This window comes from Pseudomonas cistanchae, from assembly GCF_054483635.1.
The window spans coordinates 357,778-370,743 of sequence record NZ_JBTLWN010000001.1 but is presented as its reverse complement, the minus strand read 5'-3'; the positions used below and the strand labels follow the sequence as shown (position 1 = coordinate 370,743).

Here is a 12,966-nt window from a genome sequence, read left to right as displayed (position 1 = left end):
ACGCCTCAGCGCAGCTTTTCCAGCAGTTGGTAGTACCACATGCCCGCCGCCAGCATCGGGTTGCCGAACACGTCGCCCAGCGGCACCTTGATATGCCTGCAGGCGGCGAACGTGTCGAACTGCTCCAGCGTCCCGCTCAGCGCATTGGCCATGATCTCGCCCATGATATGGCTGGTGGCGATGCCGTGGCCGGAATAACCCTGGCAATACCAGACGTTGTCCGAGAGCTTGCCGAGCTGGGGAATGCGGTTGATCACGATGCCCATTGCGCAGCTCCACTGGAAATCGATCGCCACGCCCTTGAGCTGCGGGAAGGTGCGTTCGATGGCAGGACGCAGCTCGGCGGCGATGTCGCGCGAGTCGCGTCCCGAATAGTTGCAGCCGCCACCGAACAGCAAGCGCTTGTCGGCGGTCAGCCGGTAGTAGTCAAGGACAAAGCGGCAGTCGTAGACCGCCAGGTCCTGCGGGTTGATCCGTTCGGCCAGCTCACCCAGCGGCGCCGTGGTGACGATCCCGCCCATCGCCGGGAAGATCAGCCCCTTGAGCTTTTTCGGCTCAAGCGTGTGGTACACGTCGCCGGCCAGCAGCACCTGCTTGGCGTCGATCCGGCCTGCTGCTGTCACCACCGCCGGGTTGGCGCCGTGGATGATCTCCAGCACCGCCGACTGCTCGAAAATCAGCGCACCCAGGCTCGCGGCAGCCCTGGCTTCGCCAATGCACAGATTCAGCGGGTGCAGGTGCATGTTGCGGGTGTTTTTCAGCGCACCGCGGTAGAGGGTGCTGTCGAGGTGGCTGCGCACGCCTTCGCGGTCGAGCAGGGTCACGCTGTCGCCCATGCCACGCTGCACCGCTTCGGCGTAGGCGGCGCTGAGTTCATCCATATGCGCCGGCTTCATCGCGGCGTGCAAGTGACCGTGTTTCAGGTCGCACTGGATGCCGTACTTGGCCACCCGCCGCTTGATGATGTCGTGGCCGCGCCAGCGCAGGTGCCAGATGAAGTCATCGACGTCTTCGCCGAGGGTGTTGCGCATCTGCTTGGTCATCGCCGCATCGCCTGAAAGGCTCCCGGTGACCTGGCCGCCGTTGCGCCCGGTCGCGCCCCAGCCGATCTTGTTGGCCTCGACAATGGCGACCTTGAAGCCGCGCTCGGCCAGCTCGACCGCGGAGGCCACGCCGGTAAAGCCGCCACCGATGATCACCACATCGACACTGACCCGGCCCTGCAGGGTCGGGTAGGCGGTTTCCTCGTTGAGGGTGGCGCTGTAGTAGGACGGGCAGCGCGCGGCGGCTGCCGGCACGGCCTGGGTAATGGTGTTCATGGTCGTATCCTCATTGCAGCGGTCACGCCGCCGTAGATTGCGCGGGACCGCCTAGGCTGTGCGCACCTCAGATCCATCGGTGCGCATGGCGCACCCTACGATTGGGCCCGGTCGCGTAGGGTGCGCTGCGCGCACCATAAAGATGATGTTCGGTGTAGGTGGAGAGCCGCCAAGCGTGCTCAAGCGTTGCTCAAATACCAGCGCCAGTCCTGCTCGCCGACTTCGGCCATGAACTGGCGGTACTCGGCGCGCTTGATTGCCAGGTACACCTTGAGAAATTCCTGACTCAAGGCTTCGCGCGCCCAGACGGAGCGCTCCAGGGCCTGGATCGAAGTCAGCCAGTCGGTGGGCAGCAGCTGCGTGGCCTGGGCATAGCCGTTGCCCTCGATCGGCGCACCAGGGTCGATGGCCTCGCGAATGCCGCGATGGATACCAGCCAGAATCGCCGCCGCCGCGAGGTAAGGGTTGGCGTCGGCGCCGCAGATCCGATGTTCGATATGCCGGGTATGGGCTGGCCCGCCGGGCACGCGTAGCGACACGGTGCGGTTATCCACGCCCCAGGTCGGTGCCAGGGGTGCATAACTGTTGGCCTGGAAGCGTCGGTAGGAATTGGCGTTGGGGCAGAACAGCAACAGCGAATCGAGCAGGCTCGTCAGCATGCCGCCGACGGCCTGGCGCAACAGCGGCGTGCCGGCCGGGTCACTGCTTGCGAACAGGTTGGCGCCCTGCTCATCCGCCAGGCTGACATGCATGTGCATGCCGGTGCCGGCCAGGTGATCGAACGGCTTGGCCATGAAGCAGGCCTGCATCCCGTGCTTGTGCGCGACACCCTTGACCAGGCGCTTGTAGCGCACCGCCTGGTCCATGGCCGCGAGCGCGTCGCCATGCTCGAGGGTGATTTCCACCTGCCCCGGCGCGTATTCGGAAATCGCCGTGCGCGCCGGAACGCCCTGCTCCTTGCACGCGGCGTAGAGGTCGGCGAGGAAAGGCTCAATCTGCTCCAGCTCGCGCAAACCGTACACCTGGGTGCTGCGCGGTCGGCCGCCGTCGCGGTCCAGCGCCGGCTGCGGCTGGCCGTTGCTGTCGCGCTGCTGATCGAGCAGGTAGAACTCCAGCTCGCACGCCATGACCGGCTGGTAACCCTCGGCCTTGAGCCCGTTGATCACCTTGACCAGCAGTTGCCGCGGGTCGGCAACGGTGGCCGGCAGCCCTTCGCTGGGGTGCATGCTGACCTGCACCGCGGCAGTGGGTATCTGTCGCCAGGGCATGCGCACCAGGCTGCCGACCAGCGGATAAGCGCGACAGTCGATGTCGCCGACCTCCCACACCAGGCCGGAATTCTCCACGTCATCGCCATTGATGCTCAGGCCGAGAATGGTGCTCGGCAGCGGCCGGCCGCTCTGGTACACCGCGAGCAGTTCGTCGCGGTGCAGCAGCTTGCCGCGCGGCACGCCGTTGGCGTCGAGGATGAACAGCTCGAACAGTTCGATATCGGGGTGTTGCGCGAGGAAGGCCTCGGCGTGTTGCAGGGGGGCGAAAGACATTGGACTTCTCGTTAGCGCCAGTAGGCGCACACCCTCGCCACGCGACGGCAGGCGTGGCGGCGGGTTCATTCAACGGTAGGCTGCAGAAGGCAGCCGGTTTGCCTAGTGTGGAACGAACAAGGCATCCGGCGGGCGGGCGTGGCGGCAATGCCACAGCGCCCAGAAGGCGAGAATTTCCGGCAACGACAGAGTGGCCCGATCAGCCCCCAGGCAAGGCTGCTCACGCAAACGCGGAGAACATACGAGGACCGGAAACAACCACAGAGGCAAGCGCATGCCAGCAGGCTCGCACGGCGCAATACATGCTTTAAATATGAGTTTCCATACGCTTGGTTACGGCAACGCTAAACATTGGCTGGCACGACTCGAAAGCCGGGCTATGCGCCCACGCTCCCGGCAGCGTTTGAGAACTCGGCTGGAAAAACCGAACCAGGGCAAAACATGGGTGCTATGGATCAGGGCTCCGGCTTGTAACCTAGGCGCAGACCGCCCCAGTGGCGACCCTGAACCATGATCGGCACCGACAGGTCGTGCATCAGTTCGCCGGTGTCGCGCATGTAGGTCTGTAGCAGCAGGGGTTTCTGATGGCTGCCGCAGCGGATTCCGGTGCGGTCGTTGAACAGGCGCTTGCCGCGGCTCTTCAGGGTGTCCACGGCGCGGTCGCCGGTAGCGGGATGGTTGAAGGCGTTGTTGTGGGTCGGCACGTAACCTTCCGGGGTGCTGGCGATCGCGAAGACCAACCCTTCGTGGCGCGCCAGCAACGGCTCCTGCAAGCCTGGCAGGACCTGATCCGCGTAGCTGTCGAAACGGGTCCGGTACTTGGCCGGAAAGCTGTTGGGGATGGGCTGGTAGTTGCGGTCGAACAGGTCACTTGCGTTCACCCGGCCGGCCTGGATATCCGCCTCGAACTGCGCGGCGATGGCCGCAGCGCCCTCGCGGGCAAGGTCGTAGACGCGCTGGTGGTAGTCATCCAGACCCACTTCGGCGAGCTGCTCGCTGACCGTTTCCGCCTGCCCGACCAGTTGTTCGGCAGCATGTTCGAGCTGACGGGTCTGGCCTTCGCTGACGTGCACATCGCCGCGCAGTTGTTCCACCGCGTGGGACAGCCCGGTCAAACGCTCATGGTTGCTCGCCGTGCCGGCGCTGATCTGCTCCACCTGGGTGTCGACGTCCACGGCCAGGCGGGCAATGCTCTGAAGATACTCGCCCGCCTGCTCGACCTGGGTCGCAGCCTGGTCCAGTTCGCTGGCCTGCTGCTGGATATGGGCGACCACCGCCATGCTCTGCTGGCGGATGTCACTGACCATCTGGCCAACTTCGCCAGTGGCGCTGGCGGTACGTCCGGCGAGGTTGCGCACTTCGTCGGCGACCACGGCAAAGCCACGGCCCATTTCCCCGGCGCGCGCCGCCTCGATCGCCGCATTGAGCGCGAGCAGATTGGTCTGGCTGGCAATTGACTGGATGACCTGGGTGACCTGCTCGATCTGCTCGGTGCGCGCGCCGAGCCCGTCGATCAGCTCGCGGCTGGCAGCGGTCTGCGCGCTCAGGTGCTGCATGCGGCTGATGGCCTGCTGCAGTGCCTGCTGGCCTTCCTCGCTGCTGTGGCGCACGGTTTGCGCGGCGCTTAGGGTCTGTTGTGCGCGCTGGGCGCTGTCCTGCTCGGTATGGGTGATGGCCTCGGCGCTCTGGCTGATCTGCTCGATGGCGCCCAGCTGCGACTGCAGCTTGTCCGCCAACTGTTTGACCGCGTGGGCCACTTGGGCGGCGGAGAGCGCGTTATGGCAGGTGTGTTCGGATAGGCTCTGGCTCAGTTCGTTGAACCGGTGGGGCGCATCCACCTGGCTCGGCATATCCTCGTCCCGCCGCTGCCAGGGCCCGAGCCAGGGCCACAGCGCCAGGATCAGAAAGGACGCGACGCTCAGGTAGAGCGGCATTTCGGTCTGCTGGTAAACCACCATCAAGGCGGCCAGCCCTGCGGCATGCAGCAGGCAGGCAACCGGGTAACGCACGAATGCAGCTCGCATGACTGACCTCAGGGTTCTTATTCTTGGGTCCGCATGGACGCTTTTGGCTGAAATGGCGATGGTGCCTCCTGACGTGTAACGCACCGAATCTAATGGGCGCCGCACGCCGCCCTCGCAGGACTATTGCCTGTCTGCAGCGCCGCTGCTTTGGCTGTGCCAGGCGATTTCACCACCACCGCGCAGCCAGGGCCATCGCACCTTGGTCTTACTGCTACGACTAACCAGTAAGTCGGCCATGGCAAGTAAAGCTTTAAGAGGCTCGCCTACTCGCCGCCCACCGCGAAGTTCGGCAGGCTGTTGACCGGGCGGGAGAAATCGAACGGAATCGATTCAAGCGCCAGGCCGACATTGCGCTGCACCACGAAGTGCAGATGCGGGCCGGTGCTGTTGCCGGTATTGCCGGAGCGGGCGATCAGGTTGCCACTGTCGACGCGCTGGCCTTCGCTGACCGTAACCGAGCCCTTCATCAGGTGCAGGTAAACGCCCATGGTGCCGTCGTCGTGGAGAATCCGCACGTAGTTGCCGGACGGGTTGTTGCCGCGGCCACTCTGGCCGTTCTCGGTCTTCACCACCACGCCGCTGCGGGCTGCGACTATCGGCGTGCCCTCCGGCATGGCAATGTCCATGGCGTAGCGGCCCTTGGGGGTGAAGTGGCTGTACTGGCCGTTGGCGCCCTGGGTCAGGCGGAACGGACCACCACGCCAGGGCAAGGGGTACTTGTTCTGGGTCGGCACCAGGCGCGGATCGCCGAGGGCATAACGCAGCCTGGGGGTGTAGCTGAGCGGCTTGCCTGCATCGCGCGGGGCGAGCGTGGCCAGGCGGATGGTGCTGCGTGGCGGCAAAACCCAGGTAATGGGTTTGTCTGGCGCGCCGATGGCGTTAACGACCTTGTCCAGGCGTAACTCGATCTGCACCGGAGCGTAAAGATCATTGCGCACCATCAGGGTCTCGCCGGCTTCGTGCTTCTTGGTTTCAAGCTTCACCTGATTGTCCAGGCGCTCGACCATGCGGTCGCGAAACACGAACACCTGTGCACCCGGTGCCGCCTGGTCGGTGTAGGTCACCACACCATTGGCATCGGTGTACTTGTAGATGGTGAGCGCCATCGCCCCAGGGGTGATGGCGAGCAAACCGCAGAGAACCAGCAGACGCCCTAGCATATCGACTCGGATTAGTGATTATTGGATCCGGGTTGGTAAGACTAGCAGCGTCGTCGGCAACCTGCGAGACGCGCACGCTCGAGGTGTGACTTCGCTCGCGCCGCTGGTCAGATCAGGCGCCCGGACTGAAATGCTTTTGCGCGGTGCCGCGAGCGATCAGGCGCGAGATGTAGTCGAGTTTCTGCGGGTCGCGGTCGACGAACCTGAACGTCAATTGCAGCCACTCGCTGTCCGGCTTCGGCTCGAACGCCGCTACGGCATGCAGGTAGCCATTCAGTCGCGCGGTTTCTGCCGCCTCGCCCTGCTCGAGATCAAGCACCGCGCTTTCCAGCACCTGAGGCAACTGCTCGCCGCGTTTCACCACCAGCAAGGCTTCCTTGAGGCTGATCGCCTTGATCACGCAGGACATGCTGCCGCTGGGTAGTCGCAATTGACCCTGGCCGCGACCGCTTGGCGCGGCAGCGGCTTTGGGCGCTGCCGGCTTGGTCGCAAACGCAGCGGCGGCGGTGGCAGCAGCGGGCGTGCTCGGCTTGGCGACCTCCGCCTTGCCACCGGTCAGGGCCGACAGCGAGTCGTTGGCGAAGCCGCCGCTATTGAGCATTTTCGGAGGGGCGCTGGACATCAGGGCCTGCAGCTTGCCGGCGCGGTGCAGGGCTTTCTTGACCTTGGTCACCAGCTGCTCGTTGGAAAACGGTTTGCCGATAAAGTCGGACACGCCGGCCTGAATTGCCTGTACCACGTTCTCCTTGTCGCCGCGGCTGGTCACCATGATGAACGGCGTGGTTTTCAGCGCGTCCTGCTCGCGGCACCAGCTCAGCAGCTCGAGCCCGGACAGCTCGGGCATTTCCCAGTCACAGAGAATCAGGTCGATGGTCTGGCGGCCAAGCAACTGCTGCGCCTTGCGCCCGTTGATGGCCTCCTCGATCTGGATGCCAGGGAAGTGATCGCGCAAGCCCTTTTTCACCAGGTCACGGATAAAGGTTGCGTCGTCCACTACCAGCACACTGACTTTGCTCATCGGCCACTCCCGTTTCAATGGCCTTAAGCATAGTCTCGCCTGCTGGCCAAAGGCCAACCGAAATGCTGCCTTATGTCCGCCGGGCGCAACTTATCGGACCGGTCGCCCGCGCGACCGGCAGCGACTCAGGCAATGCTGTCCTTACCGGTACCTTCCACTTCCTCGCGCATGCGGGTCAGGCCGATGTGCTTCACATCGGTGCCGCGCACGAGGTAGATCACCAGCTCGGCGATGTTGCGCGCGTGATCGCCGATGCGCTCCAGCGAACGCAGCGCCCAGATGATGTTGAGCACGCGGGAAATGGACCGTGGGTCTTCCATCATGAAGGTGACCAGCTCGCGCAGCGCGGTCTTGTATTCGCGGTCGACGGTCTTGTCGTACTGGGCGACGGACAGCGCCAGGTCGGCATCGAAGCGGGCAAACGCATCCAGTGCATCGCGCACCATCCGGCGCACCTGGTCGCCGATGTGCCGTACTTCAACATAACCACGCGGCGCCTCGCCTTCCTCGCACAGCAGAATTGCGCGCTTGGCGATCTTGGTCGCTTCGTCGCCGATGCGCTCGAGGTCGATCACCGATTTGGAAATGCTGATGATCAGCCGCAGGTCGGACGCCGCCGGCTGACGCCGGGCGAGAATGCGCACGCACTCCTCGTCGATGTTGCGCTCCATCTGGTTGATCTGGTCATCGATCTCGCGCACCTGCTGGGCCAGCCCGGAGTCGGCGTCGATCAGCGCGATAACCGCGTCGTTGACCTGTTTCTCGACCAGGCCGCCCATCGCCAGGAGGTGGCTGCGCACTTCCTCCAGCTCGGCGTTGAACTGCTGAGAGATGTGATGGGTGAGGCTGTCTTTGTTGATCATTGTTCGCTCCGCAAAAGCTCTCGGCTTGGGTGGCCATGGTGCGCACGGCGCACCCTACTGGTTGTTAGATGAAGCAGAGGTGCTGGCCACGGAGGCGGAACACATGCAGTACAGGTAGTACGGCAGGTTACGCAGTCCGGCGCACTCTCATGGCCATCAACCATAGCGGCCGGTGATGTAGTCTTCGGTCTGCTTCATGGCTGGGTTGGTGAAGAGCGTGTCGGTGTCGCCGAACTCGATCAGCTTGCCCATGTACATGAACGCCGTGTAATCCGACACCCGCGCCGCCTGCTGCATATTGTGGGTGACGATCACGATGGTGTACTTGGATTTCAGTTCGTAGATCAGCTCTTCGACTTTCAGCGTGGAAATCGGGTCGAGGGCCGAGCAGGGTTCGTCGAGCAACAGTACTTCAGGCTGCACCGCCACAGTACGAGCAATCACCAGACGCTGCTGCTGACCACCGGACAGGCCGAGCGCGGACTCGTGCAGGCGGTCCTTGACCTCATCCCACAGCGCCGCGCTTTTCAGGCCCCATTCCACCGCCTCGTCGAGCACGCGCTTCTGGTTGATGCCCTGGATGCGCAGGCCGTAGACCACATTCTCGTAGATGCTCTTTGGGAACGGGTTGGGCTTCTGGAATACCATGCCGACGCGCCGACGCAGCTCGGCAACGTCTTCGCCCTTGCGGTAGATGTTGCGGCCGTCGAGGTTGATCTCGCCTTCCACGCGGCAACCGTCGACCAGATCGTTCATCCGGTTGAAGGTGCGCAGCAGCGTCGACTTGCCACAGCCGGACGGGCCGATGAAGGCCGTCACGCGCTGCTTGGGGATGTTCAGTTTGACGTCGTACAGCGCCTGCTTGTCGCCGTAGAACAGGTTCAGGCCGGGCACCTGGATGGCGACGGTTTCCGAGGCCAGGTTGAGGCTCTGCTTGTCGCGACCGAGGGCGGAGATGTCGATGCCGTGAGTCTGGGTTTCGTGCTGCATGGGATGCTCCCCTACGCTAACAATTCGTTGATCGCGCCGGCCGCCAGAGGGCAGCCGGCGTACAGGATTAGTGATCCAGCGCCTTGTACTTCTCGCGCAACCGGTTACGCATGTACACGGCCGTGAGGTTCAGAATCGCAATGACCAGCACCAGCAACAATGCGGTGGCGTACACCAACGGGCGCGCGGCTTCTACGTTGGGGCTCTGGAAGCCGACGTCGTAGATGTGGAAGCCCAGGTGCATGATCTTCTGGTCAAGGTGCAGGTAAGGGTAGTTGCCGTCGACTGGCAGGCTCGGTGCCAGCTTGACCACGCCCACCAGCATCAGCGGCGCCACTTCACCAGCGGCGCGGGCCACGGCGAGAATCAGGCCGGTCATCATGGCCGGGCTGGCCATTGGCAGCACCACGCGCCAGAGCGTTTCGATCTTGGTCGCGCCCAGGGCCAGCGAACCTTCGCGCAGCGCCCGCGGGATACGCGCCAGGCCTTCTTCGGTGGCGACGATCACCACCGGCACGGCGAGAATGGCCAGGGTCAGCGAGGCCCACAGCAGGCCCGGCGTCCCGAAGGTCGGCGCCGGCGCGGCTTCGGGGAAGAACAGCCGGTCGATCGAACCGCCCAGCACATAGACGAAGAAGCCCAGGCCGAACACGCCGTAGACGATCGCCGGAACGCCGGCTAGGTTGTTCACGGCGATGCGGATGATCCGCGTCAGGGGGCCCTGCTTGGCGTATTCACGCAGGTAGATCGCAGCGACCACGCCGAACGGGGTGACGATCACGGCCATGATCAGGGTCATCATCACGGTGCCGAAAATCGCCGGGAAGATGCCACCCTCGGTGTTGGCTTCACGCGGCTCGTCGCTGACGAACTCCCACAGCTTGGCGCCGTAGAACTGCAGTTTGCCCAGGGTCGACATGGCGTTCGGCTGGAATGCCCGGACGATCTTGCCGAGGCTCAGCTCGATTTCACGGCCGTCGGCGGTTCTGACCGTCGCGCTGTCGCGGTTAAAGGCGCCGTACAGCTCGACCAGCTGCGCTTCCAGCACCTTGTATTCGGCGTCCCACTGCGCGCGGTCGGCTTGCAGGTCGGCTTGCGCCTCCGCGTCCAGCTTGCCTTCCAGCTCCAGCTTGCGGGTTTGCAGACGGATGCGCTCAAGGCCGGCGTTGATCCGCCCGATGTCTTTTTTCTCCAGGCGTACGACCTGGGCATGCAAGTCATCGACCCGAGCCAGGCGCTCTTGCAGGGCATCCCAAGCGGCATCGCCTTCGGCGATCAGCTTGCCGTTTTCCTTGACGTTGATCAGGTAGCCATAGAGGTTGCCCCACTCGCGGCGCTCGAACGCGCTGAGCGTCTCCGGCGTGCGCGGGTTGCTCAGCCACTCGCCGACCACCCAGGTGAAGTCCGCGCCATACAGGTCGCGGTTGCCCACCTTGATCAGTTCACGGGTCATGAACTCGCTGCCCTCGGCAGCCACCGGCAAGCCGGAAGCCGCGAGACGAGCGCGGGGAATTTCTTCGATCTGGGTGATTTCACCCGCGATCACCCGAGCGTCCTGACCGGGCACCTGGTAATCGACTTCAATGATGTCGGCTGGCCAGAAGTGACCGAGGCCACGGGTGGCGATTACGGCCAGCAGGCCGAGGGTCATGATCACGGCGATCGACACGGCGCCGGCATTCATCCAGATCCACGGCGACCCGCTTTTGAACCAGGCTTTTACGGAATTCTTCTTCACGGACATATACCTTCCACAGTCCTTAGAGCGACGCGTACTTGACGCGCAGACGCTGGCGCACCAGTTCCGCGAGCGTGTTCATGACAAAGGTGAAGGACAGCAGCACCAGGGCCGACAGGAACAGCACCCGATAGTGGGTACCGCCCACCGCCGACTCCGGCATTTCCACCGCCACGTTGGCGGCCAGGGTGCGCAGGCCTTCGAAGATGTTCATGTCCATGATCGCGGTGTTGCCGGTGGCCATCAGCACGATCATGGTTTCGCCGACTGCCCGGCCCATGCCGATCATCACCGCCGAGAAGATGCCGGGGCTGGCGGTGAGGATGACGACGCGAGTCAGGGTCTGCCAGGGCGTCGCACCCAGGGCGAGCGAGCCGAAAGTGAGGCTTTTCGGCACGCTGAACACAGCGTCTTCGGCGATCGAGTAGATGTTCGGGATCACCGCGAAGCCCATGGCCAGGCCAACCACCAGGGCGTTGCGCTGGTCGAACGGGATGCCCAGGTCGTTGCTCAGCCAGGCACGCATGTTGCCGTCAAACAGCCAGACTTCCAGGTGCCCGCTCATGCTCAGGGAGATGAAGCCGACCAGCAGGATCACCGGGATCAGCAGCGCCGCTTCCCAGCCATCCGGCACCATCAGGCGGATCGACTCTGGCAGACGGCTCCAGGCGAAGCCAGCGAGCAGAATCCCGATCGGGGTAAATATCAGCAGGCTGAATATCCCCGGTAGATGCCCCTCGACATAGGGCGCGAGGAACAGCCCGGCGAAGAAACCGAGGATCACCGTCGGCAGCGCTTCCATCAGCTCGATCACCGGCTTGATCTTGCCGCGCATGGCCGGGGCCATGAAGTAGGCGGTGTAGATCGCGGCCGCGATAGCCAGCGGCGCAGCCAGCAGCATCGCGTAGAACGCTGCCTTGAGGGTGCCGAATGCCAGCGGCGCGAGGCTCAGCTTGGGTTCGTTGTCAGTGCTGGCAGAGGTCGACTGCCAGACGTAGTCGGGCTGGTCGTAGTTCTCGTACCAGACCTTGCCCCACAGCGAACTCCAAGACACTTCCGGGTGCGGGTTGTCGACTGCAATGCTCTGCAGCTGCCCCGGCGCCTCGACCAGAATACGGTCGGCGCGCGGCGACAAACCGGCCAGCGCGGCACCCTCGGCCAGAGGCTCGATCAGCAGGGTACGGTGAGCGGTGCTGTGGAAAACCCCCAGGCTGCCGCTGGCATCCAGCGCCATGAAGCCCTTGCGGCGCTCTTCCGGGAGGATCTGGACGATGGCGCTGTCACCCATCTGGAAGCTGCGAATGGACTTCAAGTACTGCTTGCCGTCCTCGTCGCGCACCATGAACCACTGCGCGATGCCGCCTTTGCTGTCGCCGATCATTAGCGAGATACCACCAAGCAACGAGGTGGCGTTGGTCACTTCCAACGCGCCATCGCTCAGCAGTTTGTAGCGACCATTCAATTCTTTGGTACGCAGGCTGAAGACATCCGCCGTGGCGCGCCCGTTGATCACGTACAGCCACTGCTGACGCGGATCGATGATCAGGGCCTTGATCGGCTCGGCGATCTGCGGCAACGCGATACGCTCTTCGCTGAGGGTGACTTCGCCGGTCATCATGTTTTCGTCGCGGCCCAGGCTCAGCACATGCAGATCGGTGCCGGTGGAGGCGGTCAGCATCAGGGTTCCGCTGTTCAGGCTGACGCCAACATGGTCAACCGGGCGACCTTGCTCATCCAGGTTGATCGGCGCTTCGCCAAAGGGGTAGTCGACGCGCGGAACGATGGTCTTCACATCGTTCGGGTAACTGACCTTGTAGGCATGCTCGAACACCAGCACCTGGCCGTTGGACAGGCCAAGGGCAACGCGATTGCTGCCAGGCTGGTCCTGCCCGACCGATACCACCTGGGCACCTGCAGGCAATGGCAGCGCTACGGAGCTGATGGCTTCCATGCTTTCGGCATTGAAGAACTGCACCTGGCCACGCGCGTCGAGACGCATCGCCACCTGGTTCTGTTCTTCCACCGCGAGCAGCAGGGGCTTGCCCGCGTCCGTCAGCCAGGCCGTTTGCACCGGCTCCCGGGCGTCGAGGTCAGCGCCCTGGAACATCGGGAACACGATGTACGCCAGATAGAAGAAAATCAGGGTGATGGCGCCCAGCACGGCCATGCCGCCAATGGACACGCACCAGCGTGCCAGACGGTCTTTGAATGCGCGCGTGCGCCGCTTGCGTTGCAGAGCTGGGGTGTTGAAGTCCAGCCCTAGGGATTTGGGGGAGGCGGTCATGGATTCACTAGCCAAGTCGTTCATAG

Annotated in this window: 9 protein-coding genes; all 9 read right to left on the bottom strand. The window is 63.8% G+C overall.

The window, feature by feature from the left end; all coding sequences use genetic code 11:
* Positions 1–5 precede the first annotated feature (5 nt).
* Positions 6–1,319, bottom strand: a complete 1,314-nt coding sequence (locus tag ACX0MV_RS01675) for an NAD(P)/FAD-dependent oxidoreductase (protein ID WP_458980757.1) — start codon at positions 1,317–1,319, stop codon at positions 6–8.
* A 179-nt stretch (positions 1,320–1,498) separates the two neighbouring features.
* On the bottom strand, positions 1,499–2,863 hold the full coding sequence (locus tag ACX0MV_RS01670; RefSeq protein ID WP_458980756.1) for a glutamine synthetase family protein: 1,365 nt from the start codon (positions 2,861–2,863) through the stop codon (positions 1,499–1,501).
* Between the two features lie 455 nt (positions 2,864–3,318).
* Positions 3,319–4,713, bottom strand: a complete 1,395-nt coding sequence (locus ACX0MV_RS01665) for a methyl-accepting chemotaxis protein (protein ID WP_458981737.1) — start codon at positions 4,711–4,713, stop codon at positions 3,319–3,321.
* A gap of 437 nt (positions 4,714–5,150) precedes the next feature.
* Positions 5,151–6,047, bottom strand: a complete 897-nt coding sequence (locus tag ACX0MV_RS01660; RefSeq protein ID WP_458980755.1) for a peptidoglycan DD-metalloendopeptidase family protein — start codon at positions 6,045–6,047, stop codon at positions 5,151–5,153.
* Between the two features lie 112 nt (positions 6,048–6,159).
* Positions 6,160–7,065, bottom strand: a complete 906-nt coding sequence (locus ACX0MV_RS01655; RefSeq protein ID WP_458980754.1) for a response regulator — start codon at positions 7,063–7,065, stop codon at positions 6,160–6,162.
* A 125-nt stretch (positions 7,066–7,190) separates the two neighbouring features.
* Complete coding sequence (gene phoU / locus ACX0MV_RS01650; protein ID WP_458980753.1) at positions 7,191–7,928, bottom strand: phosphate signaling complex protein PhoU; 738 nt, start codon at positions 7,926–7,928, stop codon at positions 7,191–7,193.
* A gap of 156 nt (positions 7,929–8,084) precedes the next feature.
* Positions 8,085–8,918, bottom strand: a complete 834-nt coding sequence (pstB, locus tag ACX0MV_RS01645) for a phosphate ABC transporter ATP-binding protein PstB (RefSeq protein ID WP_458980752.1) — start codon at positions 8,916–8,918, stop codon at positions 8,085–8,087.
* Positions 8,919–8,985: 67 nt separating this feature from the next.
* Positions 8,986–10,662: a phosphate ABC transporter permease PstA gene (pstA, locus tag ACX0MV_RS01640; protein WP_458980751.1), complete on the bottom strand. Its 1,677-nt coding sequence runs from the start codon at positions 10,660–10,662 to the stop codon at positions 8,986–8,988.
* Positions 10,663–10,678: 16 nt separating this feature from the next.
* The gene (locus ACX0MV_RS01635; protein WP_458980750.1) at positions 10,679–12,964 is read right to left on the bottom strand and encodes an ABC transporter permease subunit; all 2,286 of its coding nucleotides are present in this window, start codon (positions 12,962–12,964) and stop codon (positions 10,679–10,681) included.
* Between the last annotated feature and the right edge of the window lie 2 nt (positions 12,965–12,966).

Bases quoted from the DNA above. Each gene is read 5' to 3' on its own strand.
- ACX0MV_RS01675 (WP_458980757.1), bottom strand. From the start codon at position 1,319: ATGAACACCATTACCCAGGCCGTGCCGGCAGCCGCCGCGCGCTGCCCG.
- ACX0MV_RS01670 (WP_458980756.1), bottom strand. From the start codon at position 2,863: ATGTCTTTCGCCCCCCTGCAACACGCCGAGGCCTTCCTCGCGCAACAC.
- ACX0MV_RS01665 (WP_458981737.1), bottom strand. From the start codon at position 4,713: ATGCCGAGCCAGGTGGATGCGCCCCACCGGTTCAACGAACTGAGCCAG.
- ACX0MV_RS01660 (WP_458980755.1), bottom strand. From the start codon at position 6,047: ATGCTAGGGCGTCTGCTGGTTCTCTGCGGTTTGCTCGCCATCACCCCT.
- ACX0MV_RS01655 (WP_458980754.1), bottom strand. From the start codon at position 7,065: ATGAGCAAAGTCAGTGTGCTGGTAGTGGACGACGCAACCTTTATCCGT.
- phoU (WP_458980753.1), bottom strand. From the start codon at position 7,928: ATGATCAACAAAGACAGCCTCACCCATCACATCTCTCAGCAGTTCAAC.
- pstB (WP_458980752.1), bottom strand. From the start codon at position 8,918: ATGCAGCACGAAACCCAGACTCACGGCATCGACATCTCCGCCCTCGGT.
- pstA (WP_458980751.1), bottom strand. From the start codon at position 10,662: ATGTCCGTGAAGAAGAATTCCGTAAAAGCCTGGTTCAAAAGCGGGTCG.
- ACX0MV_RS01635 (WP_458980750.1), bottom strand. From the start codon at position 12,964: ATGAACGACTTGGCTAGTGAATCCATGACCGCCTCCCCCAAATCCCTA.